This window comes from Streptomyces gottesmaniae (assembly GCF_031845845.1).
GTDB classification, from domain to species: domain Bacteria; phylum Actinomycetota; class Actinomycetes; order Streptomycetales; family Streptomycetaceae; genus Streptomyces; species Streptomyces akebiae.
In genome coordinates this window covers 58,519-84,939 of record NZ_JAVRFJ010000044.1, presented here as the reverse complement: position 1 = coordinate 84,939, position 26,421 = coordinate 58,519, and the positions used below count along the sequence as shown (strand labels likewise).

Below are 26,421 nucleotides of genomic sequence, written 5' to 3'. Positions count from 1 at the left end.
CGACGGGAAACATCGGGAGCGGGGCCATGAAGGACATGCCAGCGGGCGGGGAAGGAGCGCCGGGTGATTCGCTGAACCGTCCGACCACAGGCGTCGGGCACCTGGCTGAGGTGCTGATCCGGGCGAACAAGGGATCGAGCCAACTTCTGACCTCCATCGAGCTGGCGGAAGTCTTCTGGCTTTCGCGGTACATCCAGCCGGACGGCACACCCGGGTCCGTCTCAAGCCCCGTTCCTGTCACTGCCGAGACGCCCCAAACCGTGGAGCGGGACGCGCCTGGGCCGACCGAGTCGAGGTCCGACGCGACGACTACGCGTGCACGGCACGCTCCCTCCCCGCCCAGCTCCCTGTGGCGTACGACGCCTCGGATTCCCCTGCACCTACCGGGATCCCCTCCACCGCCCGACGCCGGCACCGGGACACACACACCCTTGCTTGCTCCCGCTCCACCGCTGCTACCCCACCCCCTCAGCCTGCAACGCGCGCTGCGGCCCCTCAGGCGTCGGGTTCCGGCCCCGATGGGCCAGGAGTTGGACGAGGTGGCCACCGCCCGCCTCGTCGCCCGCCTCGGGGTGCCACCGCGATGGTGGCCACCTGTGCTCCGGCCCGTGACGGAGCGCTGGTTGTCTTTGCGACTCGTGTACGACACCGGCCCCACGATGCCGATCTGGCGCCCTCTCGTCGGTGAACTCCACGCCATGCTGGCCCAGTCCGGCATCTTCCGCACGGTGACGCTGAACCGGCTGACCGCCGAAGGCACACTGTGCCGCGTTGGCCAGCGGGATTCCTTCGGCGACGGGCGCACGGTCACGCTGCTGATCAGCGACTGCATGGGGCCGCAGTGGCGGAGCGGGATTCCGGGGAACCGCTGGTACCGGACGCTGCGCCGTTGGTGCGCTCGTATGCCGGTCGCGGTCGTTCAGCCGCTGCCCGAGCGCCTCTGGCGCACGACGGCCCTTCCCGCCGAGACCGCCAGGATCAGCGCGTCCTGGCCCGCCGCACCCAACTCGTCGTACGACGTGGAGACCTACGCTCTGGAGAGCACAGAGCGTGGCGCGTTCCCGGTGCCGTTCCTGGAGACGTCGGCCCCCTGGCTGGGGAACTGGTCCCGGTTGGTCGCCCATGCGGGCCGGTTCCCTGGTTCGGTCGGCCTGCTCGGCAAAGCCCCGCCGCCGTCACCCGTCGACGAGCAGGGCCGCGGGGACGTGGGCCGCCTTTCCCCGGAGGAACTACTGCTGCGATTCCGTTCACTCGCCTCGCCGGAGGCCTTCCGGCTGGCAGGCCACCTCGCGGTCGGGGAACCACGCCTACCCGTGATGCGCCTGGTACAGGCTGCCATCGAACGGGACCCACATCCGCAGCACCTGGCGGAAGTGATCCTCAGCGGCATGTTGACCAGGGCCCCCGGCCCTCCGGGGTCATATGCCTTCCGGCCTGGAGTCCGGGAGGTGCTGCTGCGCACACTGCCCAGGTCAGCCCATTACCTCACCGCCGAACTGCTGCTACGCGTAGGCGAGTTGATAGACGAACGGGCGGGCGTCACACCCGGGACGTTCCAGGTGGCGGCTCCTGGCGGCACGGACGTCACCCCGGACGGGGGGCCGATCGCCGTGGTTCGCGAGGAAAGTGTGCGGCTGATGGGCGGCCCGGCGGCGGAATCCTCGCGGCTGTTGCTGGACACGTACCGGCTGGCGGGAGAGCTGGCACCCGGCTCGGGCGTGTGGAAGGCGGTGGACGCACGCCATGGACAGTCCGTCGCCGCGTACCGGTACGAGGTCGCCCCGAATGACCGCAGGACGTTCCTTCAGCAGGCGCGAGCGCTCGCCGATGTGCGGCATCCCCATGTGGTCGGAGTCCGGGATTTCGGATTCTGGAACGGCGGCGCATGGCTCGTCACCGACTTCGTGGAAGGCGTGACCTTGGCCGAGCTCACCGGCGAAGGAGGCGTCCGGCTGCCGTACTGGATGCTGACCTCTGTGGCGGCCCAGGTCGCGCGATGCCTCGGTGTCGTACACGGCCGGGGTCTGACCCACGGTCGGCTCTCCCCCAACTGTGTCTTGCTCTGTCCCGACGGCACCGTCAAGGTCACCCGGTTCACGCTGACACGGGACGGGCACACCAGCGAGTCGAAGGACCTCAGCGACCTGGGGCGCCTGCTGTCGGAGCTGCTCGGCGGGCCCGTCCTCCCCGAACAGCACGACCCGGAGGGCACCGGGCCGCCCCGAGCCCGCCGCGCCTTCTGGGAGAGGTTCACCGACGCGGTGGACCACCTCCTCTCCACCGATCTCGACAGGCAGCGGCATGGTCGGGAACTCTGTATGTCGGCCAACCGCGACAATCAGAACGTGGCCGCGAACGACCCCTACGGTTACCAGCTCCTAGGCCCGGTGCGGGTCACCCGGGACGGTCGCCCTCTGCCTGTCCTTCCTCCCGAGGAACAGGCTTTGCTGTGCATGCTCCTGCAGAAGAGCGGCAGAACCGTGTCGCACCTCGACCTGGCCGAAGGCTTGGGGATCGAACGATTCCCGGAGCGCCGGGCGTACCGGGGACTCGCTCGCCACGTCAACCGGTTGCGGAGCTCTCTGGGCCCCGGGATCCTCGCCACCACCGCCGGCGGCTACGCCCTCTACGCGACCCCGCGCACCGTGGACATGCACCAGTGCGAAGAGCTCGCCGACCGGGCGAGATTCCGCCGGGAGGACGGTGAGACCGCGACGGCACGTGACCTCGTCCAGTACGCCCTGGACCTGTGGCAGGGCGAACCGCTGGAAGACGTACCCGGCCCCGCCGCAGAGGAGGCCCGCATCCGCCTGCGCGCGCTCCGGTTCGACCTGTGGGCCTTGCGGGCCGAACTCGACCTGGAGAACGGCGACTTCGCACAGGCAGAATCCAAGCTGAGCGCGCTCGTGCACGCCTACCCGGAACGGGAGGACTTCCGCCGCCTGCACATGCTCGCCCTGCGCCACGAAGGCCGAGTCGGCGACGCGGTCAGGTCGTACGAGGAATACGTGGAGTACCAGGAACACGAGCTGCACGGGGAGCCGAGCGCAGCGCTGGAGACGCTGTACCGGGAACTGCTCGACGCACAGGGGCGCACTTTGATCACTTTGGAGATCTCCCCTCCACACGAACATCCGCGCACCCTTTCCGCCCTGGCCGACACGCTGCCGCGGCTGCTCTCGCTGAGCGGACTCGCTCCGGATCAGTACGAGGTCCTCGGTCGGGAAGACGCTTATCTGATCCGGGCCGAGACCGACGCCTCGGCGGCATCCGTCCTATCGGCGCTCGATCCGGTCATGCGGCGGCTTCCGCGAGATCTTGCAGAGCTGTCGGATCCGCCAACGGTCCGCGTGACGTTCTGGCGGGCCCCCGGTACCACCCGCCCAGTGCCACCTTCCGACATACGGACCGCCCTCGAGCATGTCCCGGGTTCCGTCGTCGTGGTCCTCTCCCCCCTCCTCCACGAGGAGCTCACAGCCGGTGGCACGCTGGTCGACGCGTCTCTCTTCCGCCCCCTCCACGGAGCGGAACCGACCGCCCGTCCCCTCGCCTGGTACTGCTCCCTCGAAGCGACTTAGCACATCCCGTCCAGCTTTCTCCTCACCCCTCCCACCGAACCACCCGTCCGGCCGCACCCCCACCCGGCCCACCCCAACAGGCACCCCGCTCCCAGCCCCCGCACGATGCAAAGGGAACCAGGGAACCGCCGACCGGCGGCGGTCCGTTCGGTCCGTGCTCTCGGGAGGATCCGCAATGACCGCGATGACCGCCAGTCTGGAGCAGCTGCGCCGCTGCCACTTCGGCGTCGACCTCGGGGCCGCGCGGACCCGGGTGTATGTGAAGGGCGCGGGCCTGGTCGTGGACCAGCCGAGCGTCGCCGCCGTGAACACCCGGACGGGCGCGCTGATCGCGGTCGGGGAGTTCGCGGAGAAGATGACGGGCCGTACGCCCGACTACATCCGGGTCGTCCGGCCCGTCGCCGGCGGGACCGTGGTCGACATCGAGATGGCCCAGCGCATGCTGCGTCAGCTGCTGGGCGACCGCGTCCGCCGCACTCTGCGCCGCAAGCCCGTGCTGCGTGCCGCCGCCTGCACCCCGCACGGCGCGGACCCGCTCGCCCAACGCGCCACCATCGAGACCCTGGTGGGCCTCGGCGCCCGTCGGGTGGAGCTGGTGGACACCCTCATCGCGGCGGCCGTCGGCTGTGGTCTGCCGGTGGAGCAGCCCGAGGCCACCATGATCATGGTGTGCGGGGCGGGGGCCACCGAACTCGCCGTCCTCTCGCTCGGCTCGGTCGTCAGCGCGGTACGCATCCCCGTCGGCGGCGAGACCATCGACCACGCGATCGTGCAGCACCTGCGCCTGCGCCACGAACTGACGCTGCCGAGCCAGTCCGTACGGCCGCTCCAGCTGGCCCTGTCCGGCAACGGCCTCACCCCCCACGGCCCCACCTCCACCGAGATCCACGGCCTGGACGTGGCGACGGGGCTGGCCCGTTCCGTGCAGGTGGACACCGCCGCCGTACGGGACGCCATCCAGACCCCCCTCACCGCCGTGGTCGACGGCATCGGCAAGGTGCTCCGCGACTGCCCGCCCGATCTGGTGGCCGACCTCGCCGACCGCGGCATCATGATGGTCGGGGGCAGCGCCCTGCTCCCCGGTTTCGACCAGATGCTCCGGCACGCCACCGGCATGCCGGTCCACATCGCCGAACGTCCCGACGTCTGTGCCGCACTCGGCGTCGGCGCCATGCTGGACGGCCGGATCGAACCCATCAGCCTGGACCCGGTGGGCGACTGACCGACGCGCCCGCGGTCGCCCCGGCGCGCCCGAACCGGCCCGCGCCCGAGGCCGTCTCGCCGCCACCCCCTACGAACACTTCTCCGAACATGCCCACGAGTGGCGGCACCCGGAGCACGCGAGGGCGGTCGCCACCACGACGGTCTCCTCGCGGTCGCTCGCATGAGTCCGTGAGCCCGTGACGCCCCACCGAACGCCCGTACGTGTCGTTCTCGCGCAAGTCCCCCGCCGCTAGGGTTACTTGGAGGAACACGGCCACGGAGGTGAGCGCACGGATGCCAGGGCCCGTGACCCGGATCGGTATCACCGGACACCGGGAGATCCCGGAAGCCGCCCTGTCCGCCGTCCGCTCGGGCATCCGGGCGGAGTTACGCGGCCGCCCCTCCACCACCCGGGCCCTCAGCAGCCTCGCCGCCGGCGCCGACCAGCTCTTCGCGGAGATCGCCCTGGAGAGCGGGCTGCAACTGACGGCCGTCATCCCCGGCATGGACTACGAGACCCACCTCGGCGACGACCAGGTCCGCGCCGCCTACCGTCGTCTCCTCAAATGCTGCGCCGCACGCGAGCAACTGCCGTACGAACGCACCCACGAGGAGGCGTACTACGCCGCCGGCCGCTACATCGTCGACCACACCGACCGCATGATCGCCGTCTGGGACGGCGCCCCCGCCCGCGGCCGGGGCGGCACGGCCGACATCGTCGACTACGCACGTCTCACGGGCGTCCCGGTGACGGTGCTGTGGAGTCCGGGCGTACGCCGCGCCTGACCCTCCTGCCCGACGTGTCCGCCGCCCCGTCAGGTCCCGAACCGCACCAGCCAGTCCGTGTGCTGCGGCGAGACCAGCCGCTCCGCCTCCGCGACCGCGTCGGCCCACCCGTCCTCGGTGACGGTGGTGGTCATGGTGACGCGCAGGGTGTCGAGGTCCTGTTCGACGAGCTTGTGGGCGTACGTGAGCGGGCGGTGCCGTCGTACCTCCTGCCAGGCGACACCGGCCGCGGCGGCGGCGCTGAGGACACCGGTCGGGTCCCAACGGCTACCGATGACGCCCGAGGCCCGGGCTACGGCGGTGACCAGGGCCAGCGCGGTCAGGGTGGTGGTGACGCCCGACCAGCGCACGGACGCCTGGTGCGCCTGCCCGGCCTTGCCGCCGTACCAGGCCAGCTGGTTCAGAACCCGGTCGCGGAGATAGATGTCGCGCCGCGCCGCGAAGGCCTTGGCGCGCACCTCACGCATCGTCGTCGTGATCTGCCCGAGCCCGAGTTCGGTGACGGACTCGCGCGGGTCCTCCCACCCCACCTTGCGCAGTTCGCTGAGCCGCTCCTCCAGCCGTTCGGCGAACCGTGCCTCGGGGTTGACGAGCCGTGAGGGGAAGGGTCCGCCGTGGACCATGAACTGCCAGGCCAGCGACTTGACCACCTCGGCGGCCGCCCTGTGCGCCTGCCACTGGGCCCGCGCACGGCGACGGGACACATAGACGCCGATCCCTATGGTCAGGGCGTACAGCACGGCCGCGACGGCCGAGGGCACCCGACTGCCGACCCGCTCCGCGAGAGAGGCGGTGGCGGTGGCGAGCAGCAGGGCGACCAGTTGCAGACGGACGACCTTGAACGACTCACCCTGATGGGTCACCGCCTTCTCATCGCACACCTGGAACAACGGGGGCAGATCTCGATCACTCACCGTCGTGCTGGGGCCGGGCGTCGCAGCCATGCAGACCTCATACGGATGCCGGGAAGTCAACGGAACGGTCATGCTCTCGTCAATCTTGAATTCGCGCCAGGCCGCCTGTCGGGGAACACGGCGGAGGACAGGCGCCCTTTGCCTTCGGAGGCGTGCGCGAGCCGCGCGCACGACAGAACCTCGAAAACCGCCACGCGCCTAGCCGCTCGGCCCCTCAGAACTTGTGGACAGCACGGCCATCACCGCCGCCGGAGGCGGCGCTGGCCTCATGATCGCCATCGGCACCGGGTACATTCCGTCGCACGTGGCCTGGCCTCTGGTCACGTTGTCCGTCAGCGCCATGCTGTACGACCTCGGCCGCCGGGCGGTCGGTCGACACCGCTGACGCGCGGCACAAAGGTGGGCCCGGACACCATGCGATACACATTGCCCACCCCACCGAGAGGCTGAGAAGATGACCGTGCGGCCTTGCGCTTGTCGCACCCTCGTCCTGCACCACCCCTGACTCCAGCGCCGGACCTCTGCGCCGAAGGCGCCAGACCCCCGGCCTCGAACCAAGGTGAAGCAAATAGAGATGATTTCGCCGGACAGGAACACCACACACGGGCCGGCCGCCACTGCGTCGACCCCCAGGAGGACAACACGCCTTTTGGCGATGTCCCCCGATGCGACCACAACCAAGAGAATCATCGCGCGAGTTGCCGACGCGCAGGGAGCGGAGGTCAAGCCTCACGCTTCCTTCAATTCGAGTATCTAGCCTCGCACGCGCCAAAGCTCCACTCCCGCTGCACCACTGCGGAATCCGGGACTCCGACCGATGAATCACCGCGGCGGTGCAGGGAGACAGGCAGCTAGGAGTGGGGTGCCGGACATGCCGATCCGGGAAGTCGTCCTCAAGATCCACAGCAGATGCGATCTGGCCTGCGACCACTGCTATGTGTACGAACACGCAGACCAGAGCTGGCGCGGGCGTCCGCCCGTCATCTCGGAAGAGACCCTCAGGCAGGTCGCCCGCCGTTTGGCCGCGTACGTCACCGAGAGCGACTTGACCTCTGTGGGGGTGATCCTGCACGGCGGTGAACCCCTTCTCGTGGGGCCGGCGCGGCTCCGCCGCATCTGCGCGGAACTCACTCGCGCCCTGGCCCCGGTCGCCGAACTGGACCTGCGTATCCACACCAACGGCGTACGGCTGGACCGGCAACACCTGGACGTCCTCGCGGAATTCCAGGTCAAGGTCGGAGTCTCTCTCGACGGCGACCGCGCGGCCAACGACCGCCACAGGCGGGACCGCAGGGGACGCAGCAGCCACGAACGGGTGTTGAAGGCACTGGAGCTTCTCCGTCTGCCTGAATATCGGCACCTCTACCAGGGGCTGCTGTGCACGGTGGACGTGGCCAACGACCCTGTGGCAGTGCACGACGCCCTCACCGCCCTCGCCCCGCCGAGTCTCGACTACCTGCTTCCGCATGCCACCTGGCAGACCCCGCCCCCGGGCAGTGGCGAGACGTCCACGCCCTACGCGGACTGGCTGCTGACCGTGTTCGATCGCTGGGAGGAACAGGGACGGCCGATGCAGGTCCGTGTCTTCTCCTCCGTTCTCAGCACACTGCGCGGCGGCCCTGCCTTGACCGAATCGATGGGACTGGGCCCGGCGGACCTCGCGGTCATCGAAACCGACGGCACCTTCGAACAGGCCGACTCCCTGAAAACTGCGTTCCACGGTGCCGCCGCGACCGGTTACGACGTCTTCCGCCACGGTTTCGCGGAGTTCGCGCGGCACCCCGGTGTGCTCGCTCGCCAGGCCGGCATCAAAGGGGTCAGTGAGACTTGTCGGAGATGCCCGGTCGTCAAGTCCTGCGGCGGAGGTCTCTACGCCCACCGATACAGCGCCGAACGGGGATTCGACAACCCGTCCGTCTACTGCGCAGACCTGCGCTCCTTCGTCGAAGGGGTCGCGGAACGGATCACGCACCGCCCGCTTGCTCCGGCGGTCACCAGCCGAGACGAACTGGAACTGGCGCAACTGGAGTTGGACCGCACCCTGCTGGCCGAAATGAACATGATCCTCAGGGGGTCCCCCGAATGGGACACGGCCTGGAGGCTCCTGACCAGCCTGGACTCCGACGTGGCGACAACGGAGCAGCTGGACACGGTCCTCGCTCATCCCTACCTCAGGCCATCGTTGCTCCAGTCCCGGCTCGGTCCGGTTGATCTCCCCCACCTCATGGGAGCGGCCGTCGCAGCCGCCGTGCGCGCCCGAGTCGAGGCGACCCTGGCGTGGGACCACACCGACCTCTCCGTGCATCTGCCGACGCTGGGCACCGTAGGCCTCTCACGGCCCGGCCGGGTCGAGTTCCGCGTGAGCGCCGACGGCTTCGAGGTACTGCAGGGCCCGTCCGCGCAGCAGAAGGAGCAGGGCAATCAGGTCGCCGGCGCCGAAGTCGACGCCCGATGGCGCCCGTTGGCATCGTTGGTCCTCCCCGGCGGGCCGCCGCTCCTGCTCGACGACGCGGACCCCTACCGCGACTGCTATCCGACGTCTCCCACCCCACCCCTGGGCTCGTCCGACGCGGACGCCTTCCGGGAGCGTCTGCGGACCGCGTACGCGCTCCTCACCGAACGCGTTCCCGATTGGCGCGAGGGCATCAACGCGCCGATCACCAGCACCATCACACCGCTTCGCGCCGGCGCGGGCCTGCACCTGGGAAGAGGGGGCCTGAAGGCCCTCGGAGTGGCTGTCGACTTCGATCCCGAGGTATTCGTCCGTGAACTGCTCCGACTGGGGCGCCGTGCGAGGCTCATGGCCCTGCGCCAGGTCGCTGAGCTGAGCGTGCCGGGCAACCGTGCCGGACAGTTGCTCGATCTCGTCAGCGACGACATGGGCTGGGCCGTACCCTCTACCTCCCGTGCCGCCGAGGCGTGGCATCGCGCGGGCCGCGCTCTGGAGGAACTGGCCGCGCTGCCGGCCTCGGATCTCACCGAGACCGGTGCGTACCTGGCAGACGAACTGAGATCGGAGTGGACGGCTCTCCATGACTGACAGCACCCGGCTTCACCGTACGTTGCAGGAGTTGGGCATCCATCGCAGTGGCATCCTCATGGTGCACGCGTCCCTCAGCGGTACAGGTCTCTCACCCGCCGCGGTGAGTTCCGTTCTGCGCGACCTGCTGGGTCCCGAAGGCACACTCGTCGTGCCGGCTTTCACGCCGGAGAACTCGGACACGTCGCCCGCCTACCGAAATCTGACCAGGGGAATGACGGAACGGGAGAGAGCCGAGTTCCACAGGTCCATGCAGCCCTTCGAGGAGGGCGCCACTCCCTGCCCCACGATGGGCGCGCTGGCCGAGCACATACGGACGACGCCGGGCGCCGTGCGAAGCGCCCATCCGCAGACGTCCTTCGCCGCGATCGGCCCCAGGGCCGCGGAACTCCTCGACGACCACGACCCTCACTGCCATCTCGGAGAACGCTCCCCGCTGGCTCGCCTCTACTCCGCCGACGCCCAGGTGCTCCTCCTCCGGGTCGGCTTCGCGGCCTGCACCGCGTTCCATCTCGCCGAATATCGGATGATTCCACCGCCACCCCTCCGCACCTATCGCTGCGTGGTGGGGCGAAAGGGCAACTGGATCTCCTACGAGGACGCCGTGCTCGACGACAGCGATTTCCCTGAGCTCGGCGCACGGCTACCACGTGTGCTGTTCTCCGAGGCGGAATTCGCCGGAAGGGAGGTGCGTCTCTTCTCCATGCGAGACACTGTGGACGCCGTCCGAGTCGAGATGTCTCGATATCGACAGAGCATGAGATCTCACGAGCGTCCCGTCGGCGGAAGCGGGGCCGACCCGTCACCGGCGTGAGCCGGACGGCGCGGCTCATCCAAGTACATACCAGGTCATCAGCAACAGGGGGCATGTGGTGGCACCTCGACGGGGATGGGGCCCGATCGACAACCGGCCCTATTTCTTCCTGAGTTACGCCCACACCCCGACCTGGGGGCCGGACGGGGGCGACCCCGATCACTGGGTGCACACGCTTTTCAAGGACCTGTGCAACCACGTCATGGCACTCACCGATCTGCCGGCGGGAGCACCCGCCGGTTTCATGGACCGGGAGCTGCGTTCCGGGCAGGGCTGGCCGGAACAGCTGAGCGAGAACCTGGCTACCTGCCGCGTGTTCGTCCCCCTCTTCTCACCCCGCTACTTCACCAGCGAGATGTGCGGACGGGAGTGGTACGCCTTCAACGAACGGATCGTGCAGGCCAAGGCAGCCTCTGGGGCGTTGGATCTGCCCGCCATCGTGCCGGCGCTCTGGACCCATGTGAACTTCGACCTCCTCCCTGATTCGGTGCGGCACATCCATATCGACCACTCCTCGTTCGGCGCCCGCTACCTGGCACACGGAATCTACGGACTGATCAAACTCAAGAGGCTGAGAGACGAATACGAAGAAGCGGTGATGACGCTCGCCCAACGGATCGTGCGTGTCGCCCAGGAATCCCCCCTGCCGACAAGCCGACCGCGCCCCTACGACTCGACACCCAGTGCGTTCAAACCTCGCGGCGAGGGCCCCCGCCGCATACATCTGACGGTGGTCGCGCCCACCCGGAGCAGCAAGCCGGAGCACCGGGACGACCGCCCGTACGGCGAGGAAGCTCAGGATTGGAACCCATACCACGGTGAGTCGGCCCGGCCGCTGCCGGCGCTCGCGGAGGAGATGATCCGGTCACTGGACTACCGGATCACAGTCTCCGATTTCGACAACGACCCTTGGGAATGGGCTGGTTTCGGCACGCTCGAGTCGGACCCCGGCACGGGGGACGAGAAGGTCTTGGCCAGGCATCCGGGAATCCTCCTCATCGACCGCTGGGCCCTCTCGGACGAGGAGCGCAGGCGCAGACTCAAGGCACTCGATGACAACTCACGCCCGTGGATCAGTGCGATCGTCCCCTGGAACCGGGCCGACCCGCAGTGCCACGGCGAGGAGGGTCGGCAACTGACCGCGGAGCTGGACCGCACATTGCCCCTGATCCTGGAACGAGGCAGGCGCACGGACTGCCGCATCGCGGTCATGGGCGTTCCCACCCTCAAGGCGTTCACCGACATACTCCCTGCCGTCGTGGCCCATACGACACGGCAGTACTTCAAACACGCAGAGGCCCATCCACCCCCCGGCCCACATGTGCCTCGCCCCCGGCTCACGGGTCCGACGTACACCTCGTATCCCGCGACAGGGAACGACGCAGGAGGAGAATCATGACGGCCACGGGCGGACGCATCATCACCTTCTACTCGTACAAAGGTGGTACGGGCCGCACGATGGCGCTCGCCAACACAGCGTGGATTCTCGCCTCCAACGGCAAGCGCGTACTGACCGTCGACTGGGACCTGGAGGCGCCGGGCCTGCACCGGTTCTTCGATCCTTTCCTCGACCCCAACGCGCTCGCCGCCACCAGCGGCGTGATCGACATCATCACCGAGTACAGCTGGGCGGCGACGACCGGCGGCCCGCGTAGTGGCCCGTGGCACCTCGGCTACGCACGGGTCGAGGACCACGCCGTGTCACTCACGACCGAGCAGCACGGCCTGTCCTTTCCGCACGGTGGCTCCCTCGACTTCCTCTCAGCGGGCAGGCAGAACCGTGAGTACTCAGCGACCGTGTCGTCCTTCGAGTGGGACAACTTCTACGAGCGCCTGGGAGGGGGCCTCTTCCTGGACGCCCTGCGCGACGACATGAGGGCCAAGTACGACTACGTCCTGATCGACAGCCGCACCGGCCTCACGGACAACGCGGACATCTGCACCATGCAGATGCCCGATGTGGTGGTCGCCTGCTTCACCCTCAGTGGCCAGGCCCTGGACGGCACGGCCGTTGTGGCCAAAAGCGTTGAGGAGGGCTACCGCAAGCGACGCATCCGGGTCCTGCCCGTACCCATGCGCGTCGATGAAGGCGAGAAACAGAAGGTCGAGGCGGGGCGGGCACTGGCTCGAATGCGGTTCGCGGGTCTACCGAAGACCCTCGGTGGTGAGAATCGAACGCCGGAGCAGCTCGACGCGTACTGGGGCGCGGTCGAGATCCCGTACCGCCCGTTCTACGCCTACGAGGAGACTCTCGCGACCGTCGGCGACAAGAGTGGAATGCCGAACTCCATGCTGTCCGCCTTCGAACGACTCACCGCGGAGATCACCAATGGCGAGGTGACACACCTTCCCCCCATCCCCGAACCGGTGCGATCACGCTGCCTGGACGCATTCACTCGTCGGACACCGCGACCGACACAGCCGGACATCCTGATCGTGTACGCGGCGGAGAATCGTCTGTGGGCCGAGTGGGCGAAGTCGGCCTTCAAGCGCGCAGGGTGCGACGTGACCCTGCACGACGTCACGAGCCACGCGCCGACCCAACCGGACGCCGGAACCCGCGCGGTGCTCCTGCTGTCGGGCCCCTTCATCAGCTCCCGCAACGCGCACGCCACGTGGCGCCTGCTGATGGAGGGCACTTCGGATCAGACCCACGCCCCTGGTGTCGCGTTCCGCGTCGACGAGGTTCGGCTCAGCGGGACCTACCGGAGTTCCACGCCCACGCTGCTCGGACTGGACGAGACCCAGTGCATCGCGGCCCTGCTCGGGGCCTTGGACCTGCGGGCGGAAACTCTGGCGAGCGGGCCGATGGACCCGAGCTTCCCCGGACGCACACCCGATATCTGGAACATGCCCGGCCGCAACACCACCTTCACCGGCCGGGCATCTGTTCTCGATCAACTCCGTGATCAACTTCGGGAGGACACGCCCCTGGCCGCGCCGAAGCCTCAGGCGCTGTTCGGACTGGGCGGTGTGGGCAAGACACAGGTCGCGTTGGAGTACGTGCACCGGTTCATGGCCGACTACGACCTCATCTGGTGGATCTCCGCCGAGGAGACCGAGAACGTCGTCGCCTCCCTGGCCGAACTGGGCGCGCGGATGGGCGCCCAAGGTGGTGATGACATCAACCAGGTCAGTCGTGAGGCGGTACGCCTGCTCTCCGGCGATGCGAAGACGAAGCGCTGGCTCCTCGTGTTCGACAACGCCGACGACCCCGCCGCCCTGGAGGGGTTCATCCCTGAAGGCGGCAGCGGGCACATCCTGGTGACCTCGCGCAACCAGGCCTGGGGGGAGCGGGGTGAGCCTTTGCCCGTCGCCGTGTTCACCCGCGAGGAGAGCGTCGAGCACCTGTCCCGACGCGCGCCCGGGCTGAGCGCGCAGGAGGCCGATCGGGTGGCGGAGGCGGTCGGGGACCTGCCGCTCGCCGTGGAGCAGGCGGCGGCGTGGCTCGCCGAGACGGCGACGCCTGTCGAGGAGTATCTACGTCTGCTGTCCGAACAGACCTCGAATGTGTTGGACCTCAACCAGGCGGCCGATTACCCGCACACGGTGGCCGCGACCTGGCTGGTGTCCATCGCCCGGCTGCAAGAACGCTCACCGGCGTCCGTGCGGCTGCTGCAAGTGTGCGCGTTCATGGGACCGGAGCCGATCTCGTCGGATCTGCTCTACAGCAAGGAGATGCTCGACGAACTCAGGTCGGTGGACGCGACCCTCCAGGAAAGACTGTTGCTCGGCCGGGTCGTCCGCGAGATCAGCCGCCTGGCTCTCGCGCAGGTCGACCAGGTCAACAACAGCATCCAGATCCATCGTCTGGTTCAGGCCGTGATTCGCTCACAGCTTTCGAGCGAGGAACAGCGGCAGGCCAGGCATGTCGTCCATCTGGTGCTCGCCGGCGCGCGGCCACAGGACGACGAGCCCACGGACAATCCCGAGGGCTGGCCCCGCCTGGAAATCATCTGGCCCCACCTGCAGGCGTCCAACGCATGGGAGTGCCGCGAGTCCGAACCCCGTCGCCTGCTCATCGACCGCGTCAGGTATCTGTGGAAGCGCGGAGTGCTCACCGATGCGGCACAACTCGCCGAAGAAATACTGCAGCTCTGGAAGCCGACACTCGGCGAGGATCACATGCAGTACCTGTACCTTCGCGCCCAGCTCGCCAACGTACGGCGGTCACAGGGCCGATACATGGAGGCCAGGGAGACCGACGAGGACGTCCTGGACCGACAGCGCCGAGTTCTCGGCCCGACCCATCCGCACACCTATATGACGATGTCAGGTCTGAGCGGCGATCTCGCAGCTCTCGGGGAGTACCGGTCGGCGGTCGAGCAGGCCCGTGAGGCCTACGACGGATACGGGCAGATCTTCCACGACTCCCACCCGCGGACTCTCAACGCGGCGAACAACCTCGCCCTGGCGCTGCGTATGGTCGGCCGGTACAGCGAGGCCAGGGACATCGACCAGGACACCTACGATCGCCGCAAGGAAGTCCTGGGGCCTTACCACCCCTACACGCTCTCGTCAGCGTCCAGCCTGGGCCGTGACCTCAGGGAAGTGGGCCGCTACACAGACTCGGTGAGGCTCCTGGAGGAGGCCTATGCATCGCACAAGGACACTCTGACCAAGACCTTCCCGGGCACGTTGAGCTGTGCCAAGGCGCTGGCCGTGTCACTGCGTCGGGCCGGGCGGTTCGAGGAGGCGGAGCGGCTCACCACGGCGACCCAGGCCGAGTACCGGGCGCAGTACGACGCGCCTACGCCCGACTCGCTGGCCTGCGACCTGAACTGGGCAGCCGACCTGTACGCCTCGGGCAAGAACGAGAAGGCTCGGCGCGAGGCGCACCTAGCGCTGACGGAGTACATGAAGGTACCGGGAGAGCGGCACCCGTACACCTTGGCAGCGCTGAACAACCTGGCCATCTACCAGTGGAGCTGCGGAGAGCGCGAAGCGGAGTCCGCCTTTCGGCGGGCGCACGAGTTCATGGCGGACGTCCTGGGCGAACGCCACCCTCACACCGTCTTCTGCCGCGCCAACCACGCCAATGTCCTCGCCGAACAGGGGCATCTGGAGGAAGCGCGGCTGTTGGAGGAGGCTGCACTCAACGACTTGAGGCAGGTCCTGGGCGCCCAGCATCCGGAGACTCTGGCTGTGGGCAGCAATTTGGCGCTGACGCTGCAGACGCTGGGGCGGACTGCGGAGGCGGAACAGATGAGCACGGAGGTGCTGACCGCGCTGGGACAGCAGACAGCGGTGTTGGGGCACAGCAACGCGATCCTGCAGCAGGTCAGCCAGAAACAACGGGTCTACCGGGACCTGGAACCACTGGCAGTGTGAGCGACCGAGAACGAGGAAGGACTGCCTTCGCCGCTTGTCGCCGACCCCTCTCGCACCGGGGTGTCCTCCAGAAGCCAGCCAAGCATGTCCGGCAGGGCGCGCAGGGCACCGAAATGCGCCGCACCCTGCTCAAGGACGATCGTGGCCTGGGGAATGCGCGCGGCCAACCACGATGAGTGCGCGGGCGGTGAGAAGACATCCTGCACACCGTGCCAGAGCCGCACGGGCGTGCGGATGTCAGCTGGATCGAACCCCCAAGGCCCGGCCAGGGCGAGCGCGTCATCGATCCAGCCGTACGGCGACGTGCGCAGTGCCTCGATGTAATTGCGCATCAGCATGGAGCGGATGCCATTGTCCGAGACGATCCTGCGATCGTCAGCGGTCAGATCGTGCCGGATCTGTTCCAGTAGCTTGGCCGGGTCGGAGCGGATCGCCTTGGACCGCGGGATGAGCTGGGCCACGAAACGCTCGGGGTCCTTGAACGCCAAGCGGAATTCGTCGACGTTGAAGGCCGACATCCCCTCGTACCAATCCAGCCCCTCCGCGTCGCGGGGGGCGAGTGTGACGAGTGCGGCTGCTCTGGTGACCCTGTGCGGCAATCGAGCCGCGCAGGCGAGTGCGTGCGGGCCACCGCCGGAACGGCCCACCACGGCGAACCGGTCCACGCCCAGCGCATCGGCGATCGCTGTGACGTCCTCGGCCACGTCCACGACCCGGCGCCCGGGCAGCCGACCGGAGCCGCCGTAGCCCGGGCGGTCGTAACTGATCATGTGGACGCCGCGCTGGTACAGGAACATGGAGCGAGGACGGGGGCCCACCCGGCTACCGGGCATGCCATGCAGCAGGAAGACCGGTCGCCCACGCGGGTCGCCGGAGCATTCGACCCGCAACAGCCGCCCGTCCGGCGTCCGGACACGGTCCAGCGTCGGCACCAGGTCCTGCACAGCGCTTCCCCTCTCCTGGTCCCGCCGACCGGGACCACGCTGCCGGAACTCGTCCCGTGCGTCCAGTCAACGCCACCTTGTTGATGCCAACGTAGCCGACCGCACCCCGATTGGCGGCATGCCTGAACTTACGTTCTCAGGGCGTACGGCCGTGCCTGACGGGGCCTTCTCGCACGACAGCCGAGCCACCCCTCCCGCACCGGACAGGGAGGGGCCGACAACTCGCCGCGGTCTGCGGCCACCATGCCCTACACGTGTCTTGACTTCACCATGCCTTCACGTCAGATTCGAGGCTCCGCACACAGCCCGGGGCGTACGGGAGCGTTGCCGCGTTGCCGCCGGGGGATCAGCACCGCCACCCGTCCCTACGCGAGGCTGGAGCGTCCCGCATGTCCAAGAGCGCGGATCCTGAGAGACGTCCGGGGGCCGAGGGGGGCCCGAGTCGGCGGCGGGTGCTGGGGACGGCCGCGGGAGCGGGCGCCGCGATCGCCGCGGGGGGCGGGCTCGCGGGGACCGCCGTCGCCGCCGCTCCGCCCCTCCTCGGCACCTACGACGTGGTCGTCGTCGGCTCCGGCGCGGCCGGGATGACCGCCGCGCTCACGGCGGCGAAGCAGGGGCTGAGTTGTGTCGTCGTGGAGAAGGCGCCGACGTTCGGGGGGTCGGCGGCGCGCTCGGGCGCCGGGATCTGGCTGCCGAACAACAGCGTGATCAAGGCGGCGGGGGTGCCGGACACCCCGGCCAAGGCGGCCCAGTACCTCGCCGCCGTGGTCGGGGACGACGTGCCGGCCGACCGGCAGAAGGCGTTCCTCGATCACGGGCCCGGCATGCTGTCGTTCGTCATGGCGAACAGCCCGCTCAGGTTCCGCTGGATGGAGGGGTACAGCGACTACTACCCCGAGCTGCCGGGCGGGCTGCCGAACGGGCGGTCCATCGAGCCGGACCAGTTCGACGGGAACCTGCTGGGGGACGAGCTGGCGCGGCTGAATCCCGCCTATCTGGCCACGCCGGCCGGGATGGTGGTGTTCAGCGCCGACTACAAGTGGCTCGCGCTGACCGCCGTGAGCGCGAAAGGGCTGGCCGTCGCCACCGAGTGCCTCGCCCGGGGCACCAAGGCCGCGCTGCTCGGGCAGAAGCCGCTCACGATGGGGCAGGCGCTGGCGGGCGGGCTGCGGGCCGGACTGCTCGGCGCGAATGTGCCGGTGTGGCTCAACTCCCCTTTGACCGACCTGTACTTGGAGAACGGGGCGGTGACGGGAGCGGTCGTCACCCGGAACGGTTCCGCCGGTCTCGTCCGCGCCCGCCGGGGCGTGATCGTCGGCTCCGGCGGCTTCGAGCACAACGCGGCCATGCGGGCGCGGTACCAGGAGCAGCCCATCGGGACCCAGTGGTCGGTGGGGGCCAAGGAGAACACCGGGGACGGGATACGGGCCGGTCAGCGCGCCGGTGCCGATCTCGCGCTGATGGACGACGCCTGGTGGGGGCCGGCCATCGACACCCCGGGCCAGGCCTGGTTCTGCCTCGCCGAACGCACGCTGCCGGGTGGGCTGTTGGTCAACGGGGCCGGGGCGCGGTTCGTCAACGAGGCGGGCCCGTACAGCGATGTCGTCCACACGATGTACGAGAAGGACACCTCGTCCGCCTCCCACATCCCGGCCTGGCTGATCGTCGACCAGAACTACCGCAACCGGTACCTGTTCAAGGACATCGCGCCGACCTTCCCGTTCCCCGACGAGTGGTACGACGCGGGCGCCGTCCACAAGGCGTGGACGCTCGACGCGCTGGCCGGCGCGATCGGCGTACCCGCCGCAGCCCTCCGCTCCACCGTCGACCGCTTCAACTCCCTCGCCCGGCAGGGCGACGACACCGACTTCGGGCGCGGCGACAGCGTGTACGACCACTACTACACGGACCCGTCCGTGCTCCCCAACTCCTGCCTGGCGCCCCTGTGGCTGCCGCCCTACTACGCCCTGCGCATCGTCCCCGGCGACCTCGGCACCAAGGGCGGGCTCCTCACCGACGCCCGCGCCCGTGTCCTGCGCCCGGACGGCACGGTGATCCCCGGCCTCTACGCGGCGGGCAACGCCAGCGCCGCCGTGATGGGCCGCAGTTACGCGGGCGCCGGCTCGACGATCGGGCCGGCGATGACCTTCGGGTACGTGGCCGCGCTGGACATCGCCGGAAAGCTCTAGCGCCGCGGGACTGGTGCCGCGGCGCCAGCGCCGCGGTGCTAGGTAGCGGCGCCCGGGTCGTCGAGCCTCAGGTCGATCCAGGGGATCGTGTCGCCGTCCAGCAGATAGCGCTCGGTCTCCACGAAACCGTGGGCGAGCGCGAACCGCAGGCCGTCCTCGTTCGAGGACAGCACGCACGTCTCGATCACCCGGGCGCCCAGTTCCCGCGCCCGCCGCACCGCCCGCCCGTACAGCCGCTCGCCGAACCCCCGACGCCGGTGTTCGGCGAGTACGCGCGCGATCACCGTGGCCGTGGCGCCGTCCCCCTCGGGCGGACGGACGGTGGAGTTGCCGACGAGGACGCCGTCGACGTACGCGAGTTCGAGGTGGTGGCGTACCGCCCGCTCGCGGACGTCGTCGAGGGAGAGGAGGTGGGTCGGGATGATCGTGTTGTGGACGTGCCGCCAGGCCTCCAGTCCCTCGTCCCCGGCCGCACCGTCCACCCGCTTGATGTCGAGGCCGGTCACAGCGCCCGCTCGGCGTCGGCGTCGGCGTCACCTTCGTGGAGGAGCGCGTACGCCCGCACCGGGAACGTGCCCATGCCCTCGACGGCCGGCGGCGCGGCGTGGAAACGGAAGCCCTCCGGGGGCAGTCGCTCCAGGCCCCGCAGGTGTTCGACGACGGGGATGCCGGCGGCGAGGAGGCCGGTGTGGGCCGGGCGCGTGCCGTCGTCGGTGTCGTCGATGTTGAGGGTGTCCATCCCGACGAGGACGGCGCCCTGCTCGACCAGCCAGGCCACCGCGTCGGCGGTGAGGTAGGGGTGGCCGTGGCCGTAGCGGTCGGTGCCCCAGTGCCGGTCCCAGCCCGTGTGGACCAGCACCGCCCGGCCGGTCACCTCGTACGGCAGCAGCGCCGCCCGGTCGACGGCCCGGCCGCGGTCGGCGACACCCTCGACGCGCACGACGACGCCGTCGAGGTCGGTCAGCCGGTCGAGCGGCAGCCCCGCGAGATCCTGGCCGTCGTCGAAGCGGTGGTGGGGGCTGTCGACGTAGGTGCCGGTGTTGGACACCATCGAGATACGGCCCATGGCGAACTCGGTGCCGGGCGCGTAGATCTTCCGCGAGGCCTCCCGGGTGAGGTGTTCGCCGATCTCGGGGCCGGGGAGTCCGGGGTACGTGATCATTCCGTGCCGGATGGGGTGGCTGAGGTCGACGATCCGCCGTTGCTTGCTGCTCATGCCCCGCATCCTCCCTGTAGTGCCACTTCACCACAAGAAAGATTTACTGAAGCGGCACTACAGTGCGGCTTATGGAACTGGATCCCCGCCGACTGCGCGTCCTGCGCGCGGTGGCGTTGCGCGGTGGTGTGGTGGACGCGGCGAAGGTGCTGCATCTGACGCCCTCGGCCGTGTCGCAGCATCTCGCGCAGTTGGAGCGGGAGGTGGGGCAGCCGCTGGTGGACCGGTCGCGGCGTCGGGCCGGGCTGACCCCGGCGGGGCGGTTGCTGGCGGCGCGGGCGGAGCGGATCGAGCGGGAGTTGGCGGAGGCCCGCCGTGAACTCGCCGAGCTGACCGGCCGTTCGTCGGGGCCGGTGACGGTCGCCGCGTTCTCCTCGGCGGTGTGCCATCTGCTCGTCCCGGCCCTCGCCGCCCTCGCCCGCACCCACCCGGAACTGGAGCCGAGGGTGGTGGAGGCGGAGGGCCCCGGGGCGCTGCGCGAGTTGCGCACCGGCGGCCTGGACCTGCTCGTCGTCGAGTACGACGGCGACGATCCCGATCCGCACGAGCAGTGGCGCGACCTGGCGTCCGCACCGGTCGCCGACGACGAGTACCGCGTGGTCACCCCCGCCGACTGGTCACCGCCGCCCCGCTCGGTCCGGGACCTCGCCGACCGCCCCTGGGTCACCGCCCCGCCCGGCACGGCGTGCGGCCGCGCCCTCGCGCGCGTCTCCGCGCAGTACGCCTTCACCCCGAACCGCGCCCACACCGCCCTGGAGTTCCCGACCGCCCTGGCCCTGGTACGGGCGGGTCTCGGCGCGGCCGTGGTCCCCACCCTCGCCCTCACCGACGCCCCACCGGAAACCGTGGCCCTGCCCACGGTCCCGGTGGCGGGCCACCGCCGCATCGCGGCCGTCTGGCCCGCCGCGCCGTCCGGCCCGCAGCCTCGGACCTCGGCCGTGGTCGAGGCCCTCCGTCAGTCGGCCGTGGCCCTGGGACTCACGCCCTCGGCCTGAAGGGGCACGGGGCCCGAGAGGGAAGGGGGAACGAGGCTCTGAAGGGGCACAGGACGCGAGAGGGCGGGGCAAGCTAGGCGGTGGAGTCGGCGTGCTCCCGCACACCCGCCTCGCCCGCGGCCGTCCCGGCTTCCGGCTCGGCGTCCTTCTTCGCGAACCCGCGTCGGCCCGGCAGGACCGCGAGGACGATCAGCGTTCCGGCGGCCATGATGATCCCGCCGACGAGACTGGTCTGGGCGACGCCGTGCGCGAACGCCTCGTGGACGGCGTCCACGACGGCCTGGGCCTGCTGGGGGCCGGCGGAGGGGTCCTGCGCCACGCGCTCGGCGACGGCCAGGCCACCGCCGACCGAGTCCTTGGCCGTCTCCATCGCCTCGGCCGGGAGGCGGTTGCCGACCAGGTCGGTCAGCTCGTCCCGGTAGGCGGTGCCGAGCAGCGAGCCCAGCACCGCGATACCCAGCGCCCCGCCCAGCTCCAGCGCGGTGTCGTTGGCACCACCGCCGACGCCCAGCTCGGACTCGGGGAAGGAATCCATGATCGTGTCGGTCGCCGGGGAGACGCTCAGCCCGATCGCGAAGCCCAGCATCATCATCGGCGCGAGGAAGTCGCCGTACGTCGAACCCTTGTCGATCTGGGTGAGCAGGAACACGCCCGCCGTGCCGACGACCATGCCGGTCACGACCATCGCCTTGACGCCCAGCTTCGGGGTCAGCCTCCCGGTCACCACGGCACCGAGGAACACCGCACCGGCCAGCGGCAGCAGCCGTACACCCGTTTCCAGCGCGTCGTGGCCGAGGACGAACTGCAGGAACTGCGTCGCGTAGTAGATCGCGCCGAACGTGCCGAAGAAGAAGAACAGCACCGCGAGCATCGAGCCGCTGAAGGGCCGCTGCGTGAACTTGCGGACGTCCAGCATCGGGTGCGGGTGCCGCAGCTCCCAGGCGACGAAGGCGGCCAGTCCGACTCCGGCGACGACGGCCGCGGTGACGGGGCCGGCGCCCCAGCCGAAGTGCGGGCCCTCGATGGCGGCGTAGACCAGGGAGCCGACGGAGACGATCGACAGCAGACCACCGACGTAGTCGATGCGGCCCATGCCCTCCGCCCGGGACGGCGGCACCAGGGCGAGCGCGCCGATGACGGCGGCCACGGCGATCGGCACGTTGATCAGGAAGGTCGAGCCCCAGGCGTGGTCCTCCAGCAGCCAGCCGGCGACCAGCGGGCCGACGGCTATCGCCAGGCCGGAGGTCGCGGTCCAGGCGGTGATGGCCTTGACCCGCTCGCTCCGGGGGAAGGTCGCGACCAGCAGGGACAGCGTGGCCGGCATCACGACCGCGGCACCGACGCCCATGATCGCGCGGGCCGCGATGACCAGCGAGGTCGAGTCGACCATGCTCCCCATCACCGAACCGCCCGCGAAGATCAGCAGACCCAGGAGCAGCGCGCCGCGCCGGCTGTACTTGTCGCCGATCGAGCCCAGCACCAGCATCAGCGCCGCGTACGGAACGGTGTAGCCGTCGACGACCCACTGCAGATCACTGCTGCTCAGGCCCAGGTCGGTGGTCATGTCGGGGGCGGCGACGATCAGCGACGTGTTCGCCATCACCACGATCAGCAGGCTCAGGCACAGCACCAGCAGTGCCCACCAGCGCCGCGCGTACGGCCCGGTCATCTTCTCCACGGGGGTGTTCGCGAGGAAGGGCATCGGAAGCTCCTAAGGGGACGAGAGGACGAGCGTCATCACTTAATTGCCCATCGGTGTGCAGACTAGTTTATTGCCCACCACTGTGCAACTATCGCGGTGACCCCCTCCCCTCACCCGCTCCCGAGGTGCCGATGTGACCAGCCGACCAGCACCAACACCTGCGCCTGCGCCTCCCAGTCCCACTCCGTCTCCCTCTCTCGCTCCGGCACAGCGTCGGGACGCGCGCGCCACCCGGGCCCGGATCCTTGAGGCGGCTCGGCGGGAACTGGCCCGCGATCCCGACAGCCGCCTGGAGGACATCGCCGGTGCCGCCGGTGTGGCCCGGCGCACCGTGTACGGCCACTTCGCCGGCCGGGCCGCGCTCGTGCAGGGCCTGGCCGCCGAGGCCGCTGACGCCATCCGGCGCGCGGTCACGAGCGCCCCCGCCGCGAGCTCCGACGCCGCCGCCGACCTGGCGCGATTCGTCCTCACGGTGTGGCCCGTCGGCGACCGCTACCGCACCCTCATCCGGCTGGCCCGCGGCCAGGACCTCCTCCCCGCCCGCCTCGACGAACTACTGGACCCCGCCCGCCACTTGATCAGGGAAGTCCTCGCCCGTGGCCGCCGACAGGGCGTCTTCCAGGCCACCGTCCCGCCCGCCCCGCTCAGCCGAGCCATCGAGGCCCATCTGCTGACCCTGCTCGACTGCGTCAACCAAGGCATCTGGTCCGACGACGGCACCGGCGCCGCGACCGCCGCCCTGATCTCCGCCGGAGTCACCCCCGACACCGCCGCCGCGAAGGTCGATCACGTACGGAGGACCGGGTCGCCCTCAAGTCCCTTCTGAAACCCCGGGCCCCTGCCGCACTCCCCCGAATTCCCGCCCGAACTCCTCCTGCCTCAAGGCTTTTTGGAGGAGCCCACGCATCGAGTCCCGTACGGCCGGGGCGCTCAAGGAGGGCAGGACACGCCCGCCCGGCCCGACGTCCAGGTCCAGGTCTACGGCTACGGCTACGGCTACGGGCGGTCGAACCGCACGGAACGGGCGGTACGCCGGGTCAGACGTCGTCGGTCGGGGCCGCGCGCACCGCCGACGCGACCTCCTCGACCACCGCACTGGCCCGCTTCTCCGCCACGCCGGCCGCGATGAGGGTGGCCGTGGCGACCCGCGTCCCGTCGTCCTCCAGCGCACCGGTGTTGACGCACTCCAGGAGAGCGACGTGCATCGCCTCCAGGCCGGCGCTCTGCACGGCCGGTGGCAGAGGGGAGTGGAAGACCCCGTCCCGCTGCCCGCGCTCCAGGATGCCGGTGACGGCCGCACGGGCCGGCGCGAGCACCTCGGCGACGCGCTCGGAGCCGAGGTCCCGCCGGGCCAGTGACAGCAGCATCCGGTAACGGTCGCCCACGGACCACATCCGGAGCACGAACCGCGCCAAAGCCCACTCGGCCGACTCCGCCGCCTCCGGCCCGGCCTCCACCGTCTTCCGCAACGTCTCGGCGGCTTCCTCGGCGAGCGCCTCCAGCAGCGCCGCCCGCCCCGGGAAGTGACCGAAGAGGGTGCGCCGGACGACCCCGGCGGCCCGCGCCAGCTCCTCCAGCGTGACATCGGGGTTCCGCCCCAGCTCCTCACGGGCCGTGGCCAGGATGCGCGCCCGGTTGGACCGCGAATTACGGCGCAGCGGCTCGCGGGCCACGGGCTTGGTCACGGAGAACCTCGCAGGATCGGAGGGCGTACGAACAGGCCCCATTTTATGTGCCGCGGTCCCACCGAGGCGCCGTCACCGCAGGGGAGCACCTCCACACCCTCGGGCCCGCGTTCGGGCCCCCCGCCGACGCGCCCCGCTCACGCCGGGCCCGCCAGCCTCCGGCGCAGGGCGTCATTGTCGTCATGGTGGACGACCTCGTCGAAGCGCAGCCGCAGCCCGTGCCGGGTGAGTAGGCCGGCGACGATCACGTCCAGCTGTTCGCGGTGTTCCTTGGTGCGGGCCTGGACGTACGCCTCGCGCACCTCGTCGGGTTCTCCGGCGAGGACCTGGTCCATGCGCTCGCGGATGTACCGCTTGAGGTTGATGTGTTCCATGAACACCTCGGTGACACCCGCGTCGGCGAGCTGCCCGAAGAGGTGGTCCAGGAGTTCGGGCCGCGCGGCGAAGTGGGGCAGGAGCGGGCCGACGAAGGCGAAGGTGGGGATGCCGGCCTCGCGCAGCTCCACGAGGGTGCGCAGGCGACGTGAGGCGAGCGGGGCGCGTACCTCCAGCCAGCGGCTGAGCTGGTCGTCCGCGGTGGTCACGGTCATGCCGACCTCCGCCCGGGGCAGGCTGGTGAGCAGGTCGATGTCACGGGTGACGACCGGCGACTTCGTCAGGACGCGGACCTGGCCCGGGTACTCGATCGCCGTCAGCTCACGCAGGATGCCGCGGGTCAGCCGGTACGTCGTCTCGTGGCCCTGGTAGGGGTCGGTGACCGAGCTGAGCAGCATCGTGCCGTGCCGCTTGTGCTCGGGCATCCTGGCCAGTTCCGCGCGGGCCAGCTCGACGGCGTTCTTCTTCACGTACAGGTAGTCGCCCCACTCCGTGACCGACCGGCCGAACTGCCGCCCCGCGAAGGAGGCGAAGCAGTACGCGCAGCCCAGCACGCAGCCGGTGTAGGAGTTGATCACGTAGTCGTTCGACGGGGTCTTCGACTTCTGGATCAGGGTCTTGGCCTCGATCTCGACCGGTTCCACGGCGGTGCTCCGTCCTCCTGTCGGCCGCCCGCGTCCGGGGCGGTCCCACTCTCTCTGCAACGCGGAACAATAATCCCAGGAAGTTGATTCCTTGGAATATAAATGGTTGGCTGGCGGCAGCCGACGGCGGCGTGGGGGGGCCGCCAGGGCAGCGTCCGCACTGTTCACCGCCTGGAGGTTCTCCGATGTCCGGCGCCAGCGCCACCAGCGAAAAGGTCCCCGTCCGCGTCTACGGCGGTCCGACCACCGTGATCGAGTACGGCGGGCTCCGGTTCGTCACCGACCCCACCTTCGACCCGCCCGGCGAGTACCCCATGCCGCTCCCCGGCGACCACAAGCTCGTCAAGACCGAGCCGTCACCGGTGACCGCCGCCGAGCTGGGCCCCATCGACGCCGTCCTGCTCTCCCACGACGAGCACGACGACAACCTGGACAACTCCGGTCGCGCCTTCCTGCCGGAGGCACCCGTCGTCTTCACCACGGTCACCGGCGCCGGCCGTCTGGGCGGCAACGCGCAGGGGCTGGACTTCTGGCAGAGCGCCGAGCTCAAGCGCCCCGACGGCGCCACCGTGACCGTCACCGGCCTGCCCGCCCGGCACGGCCCGGTCGGCTGCGAACCGGTCACCGGCGACGTCGTCGGCTTCCTGCTCACCTCCGCCGACCTGCCCTCGGTCTACGTCAGCGGTGACAACGCCGCTCTGGAGCACGTCAAGGAGATCGCCGAGAGGTTCGCTCCCGTCGACACCGCGATCCTCTTCCTGGGCGGCGCCCGTATGGCCTTCGCCTTCGACGGCGCCCTGCTCACCCTCGACAGCGCCCAGGGCGCCGAAGCCGCGCGCTTGCTCGGCGCCCGCCGGGTCGTCCCCGCTCACTTCGACAGCTGGGCCCACTTCAAGGAAGGCCGACACGAGATCGAGACCGCGTTCACCGAAGCCGGCCTGGCCGACCGCCTCGACTTCGCCCGTTGACCACCGCCCCCGTACGAGAACCCGTGGAGCAAGGAAC

Annotated in this window: 18 protein-coding genes; 11 read left to right on the top strand and 7 right to left on the bottom strand. The window is 69.9% G+C overall.

Annotation, left to right across the window (positions count from 1 at the left end; all coding sequences use genetic code 11):
* Positions 1 to 26: 26 nt before the first annotated feature.
* The 3 genes from RM704_RS36920 to RM704_RS36910 all read left to right on the top strand — a co-directional run bounded on the left by RM704_RS36920 (position 27) and on the right by RM704_RS36910 (position 5,567).
* On the top strand, positions 27 to 3,578 hold the full coding sequence (locus RM704_RS36920; protein WP_311592262.1) for an SAV_2336 N-terminal domain-related protein: 3,552 nt from the start codon (positions 27 to 29) through the stop codon (positions 3,576 to 3,578).
* Positions 3,579 to 3,762: 184 nt separating this feature from the next.
* Positions 3,763 to 4,800, top strand: a complete 1,038-nt coding sequence (locus tag RM704_RS36915) for a rod shape-determining protein (RefSeq protein ID WP_033530209.1) — start codon at positions 3,763 to 3,765, stop codon at positions 4,798 to 4,800.
* Between the two features lie 275 nt (positions 4,801 to 5,075).
* A complete protein-coding gene (locus RM704_RS36910; RefSeq protein WP_259408002.1) occupies positions 5,076 to 5,567 on the top strand; it encodes a hypothetical protein in 492 nt (163 codons plus the stop codon).
* Between the two features lie 29 nt (positions 5,568 to 5,596).
* Here the strand turns inward: RM704_RS36910 and RM704_RS36905 are convergent, their stop codons facing one another.
* Positions 5,597 to 6,511: a DUF4231 domain-containing protein gene (locus tag RM704_RS36905; protein ID WP_033530190.1), complete on the bottom strand. Its 915-nt coding sequence runs from the start codon at positions 6,509 to 6,511 to the stop codon at positions 5,597 to 5,599.
* An 841-nt stretch (positions 6,512 to 7,352) separates the two neighbouring features.
* On the opposite strand from RM704_RS36905, the gene fxsBH reads away from it, so the two are divergent.
* From fxsBH to fxsT, 4 genes are read left to right on the top strand one after another with little or no spacing between them, the layout of a single operon-like run.
* The gene (fxsBH, locus tag RM704_RS36900; RefSeq protein WP_192829781.1) at positions 7,353 to 9,521 is read left to right on the top strand and encodes a radical SAM/SPASM protein FxsBH, inactivated beta-hydroxylase extension form; all 2,169 of its coding nucleotides are present in this window, start codon (positions 7,353 to 7,355) and stop codon (positions 9,519 to 9,521) included.
* Positions 9,514 to 10,335 carry an AAC(3) family N-acetyltransferase gene (locus RM704_RS36895; RefSeq protein WP_078937309.1) on the top strand — a complete coding sequence of 274 codons (822 nt, stop codon included), beginning with the start codon at positions 9,514 to 9,516 and terminating at the stop codon, positions 10,333 to 10,335. Before fxsBH ends, RM704_RS36895 begins: the two co-directional genes overlap by 8 nt.
* Before the next feature lie 58 nt (positions 10,336 to 10,393).
* Complete coding sequence (locus RM704_RS36890) at positions 10,394 to 11,734, top strand: TIR-like protein FxsC (protein ID WP_311592243.1); 1,341 nt, start codon at positions 10,394 to 10,396, stop codon at positions 11,732 to 11,734.
* Positions 11,731 to 15,666, top strand: a complete 3,936-nt coding sequence (gene fxsT, locus RM704_RS36885; RefSeq protein WP_033530188.1) for an FxSxx-COOH system tetratricopeptide repeat protein — start codon at positions 11,731 to 11,733, stop codon at positions 15,664 to 15,666. Before RM704_RS36890 ends, fxsT begins: the two co-directional genes overlap by 4 nt.
* Here fxsT and RM704_RS36880 read toward each other — a convergent pair.
* Entirely contained in the window at positions 15,636 to 16,610 is a 975-nt protein-coding gene (locus tag RM704_RS36880; protein WP_078937308.1) for an alpha/beta fold hydrolase, read from the bottom strand. The two genes, fxsT and RM704_RS36880, sit on opposite strands and share 31 nt — an antisense overlap.
* Before the next feature lie 389 nt (positions 16,611 to 16,999).
* Between RM704_RS36880 and kstD the strand changes: the two genes are divergently transcribed.
* Entirely contained in the window at positions 17,000 to 18,799 is a 1,800-nt protein-coding gene (gene kstD / locus RM704_RS36875; RefSeq protein WP_052146297.1) for a 3-oxosteroid 1-dehydrogenase, read from the top strand.
* A gap of 38 nt (positions 18,800 to 18,837) precedes the next feature.
* Here kstD and RM704_RS36870 read toward each other — a convergent pair whose 3' ends face one another.
* Together RM704_RS36870 and RM704_RS36865 are read right to left on the bottom strand one after the other, a co-directional pair.
* Entirely contained in the window at positions 18,838 to 19,305 is a 468-nt protein-coding gene (locus RM704_RS36870) for a GNAT family N-acetyltransferase (RefSeq protein WP_033530186.1), read from the bottom strand.
* Positions 19,302 to 20,015, bottom strand: a complete 714-nt coding sequence (locus RM704_RS36865) for a cyclase family protein (protein WP_311592239.1) — start codon at positions 20,013 to 20,015, stop codon at positions 19,302 to 19,304. Before RM704_RS36865 ends, RM704_RS36870 begins: the two co-directional genes overlap by 4 nt.
* 71 nt (positions 20,016 to 20,086) lie before the next feature.
* Here RM704_RS36865 and RM704_RS36860 point away from each other — a divergent pair, with 71 nt between their 5' ends.
* Positions 20,087 to 21,010: a LysR family transcriptional regulator gene (locus RM704_RS36860; protein ID WP_033530184.1), complete on the top strand. Its 924-nt coding sequence runs from the start codon at positions 20,087 to 20,089 to the stop codon at positions 21,008 to 21,010.
* 73 nt (positions 21,011 to 21,083) lie between these two features.
* Here RM704_RS36860 and RM704_RS36855 read toward each other — a convergent pair whose 3' ends face one another.
* Positions 21,084 to 22,712, bottom strand: coding sequence for an MFS transporter (locus RM704_RS36855; RefSeq protein ID WP_033530183.1), 1,629 nt, complete (start codon positions 22,710 to 22,712; stop codon positions 21,084 to 21,086).
* Between the two features lie 133 nt (positions 22,713 to 22,845).
* On the opposite strand from RM704_RS36855, the gene RM704_RS36850 reads away from it, so the two are divergent.
* Complete coding sequence (locus RM704_RS36850) at positions 22,846 to 23,538, top strand: TetR/AcrR family transcriptional regulator (protein ID WP_078937307.1); 693 nt, start codon at positions 22,846 to 22,848, stop codon at positions 23,536 to 23,538.
* Between the two features lie 211 nt (positions 23,539 to 23,749).
* On the opposite strand, the gene RM704_RS36845 is transcribed toward RM704_RS36850, so the two are convergent.
* The gene (locus tag RM704_RS36845; RefSeq protein WP_033530182.1) at positions 23,750 to 24,397 is read right to left on the bottom strand and encodes a TetR/AcrR family transcriptional regulator; all 648 of its coding nucleotides are present in this window, start codon (positions 24,395 to 24,397) and stop codon (positions 23,750 to 23,752) included.
* A 137-nt stretch (positions 24,398 to 24,534) separates the two neighbouring features.
* Entirely contained in the window at positions 24,535 to 25,416 is an 882-nt protein-coding gene (locus RM704_RS36840; RefSeq protein ID WP_033530181.1) for an SPL family radical SAM protein, read from the bottom strand.
* 185 nt (positions 25,417 to 25,601) lie between these two features.
* Here RM704_RS36840 and RM704_RS36835 point away from each other — a divergent pair, with 185 nt between their 5' ends.
* Entirely contained in the window at positions 25,602 to 26,384 is a 783-nt protein-coding gene (locus RM704_RS36835; protein WP_033530180.1) for an MBL fold metallo-hydrolase, read from the top strand.
* Positions 26,385 to 26,421 lie beyond the last annotated feature (37 nt).

Excerpts from the sequence above, each read along its gene's own strand:
- fxsBH (WP_192829781.1), top strand. The coding sequence starts at position 7,353 with ATGCCGATCCGGGAAGTCGTCCTCAAGATCCACAGCAGATGCGATCTG.
- RM704_RS36920 (WP_311592262.1), top strand. The coding sequence starts at position 27 with ATGAAGGACATGCCAGCGGGCGGGGAAGGAGCGCCGGGTGATTCGCTG.
- fxsT (WP_033530188.1), top strand. The coding sequence starts at position 11,731 with ATGACGGCCACGGGCGGACGCATCATCACCTTCTACTCGTACAAAGGT.
- RM704_RS36865 (WP_311592239.1), bottom strand. The coding sequence starts at position 20,015 with ATGAGCAGCAAGCAACGGCGGATCGTCGACCTCAGCCACCCCATCCGG.
- RM704_RS36855 (WP_033530183.1), bottom strand. The coding sequence starts at position 22,712 with ATGCCCTTCCTCGCGAACACCCCCGTGGAGAAGATGACCGGGCCGTAC.
- RM704_RS36895 (WP_078937309.1), top strand. The coding sequence starts at position 9,514 with ATGACTGACAGCACCCGGCTTCACCGTACGTTGCAGGAGTTGGGCATC.
- RM704_RS36835 (WP_033530180.1), top strand. The coding sequence starts at position 25,602 with ATGTCCGGCGCCAGCGCCACCAGCGAAAAGGTCCCCGTCCGCGTCTAC.
- kstD (WP_052146297.1), top strand. The coding sequence starts at position 17,000 with ATGTCCAAGAGCGCGGATCCTGAGAGACGTCCGGGGGCCGAGGGGGGC.
- RM704_RS36915 (WP_033530209.1), top strand. The coding sequence starts at position 3,763 with ATGACCGCCAGTCTGGAGCAGCTGCGCCGCTGCCACTTCGGCGTCGAC.
- RM704_RS36905 (WP_033530190.1), bottom strand. The coding sequence starts at position 6,511 with ATGGCTGCGACGCCCGGCCCCAGCACGACGGTGAGTGATCGAGATCTG.
- RM704_RS36910 (WP_259408002.1), top strand. The coding sequence starts at position 5,076 with ATGCCAGGGCCCGTGACCCGGATCGGTATCACCGGACACCGGGAGATC.
- RM704_RS36860 (WP_033530184.1), top strand. The coding sequence starts at position 20,087 with ATGGAACTGGATCCCCGCCGACTGCGCGTCCTGCGCGCGGTGGCGTTG.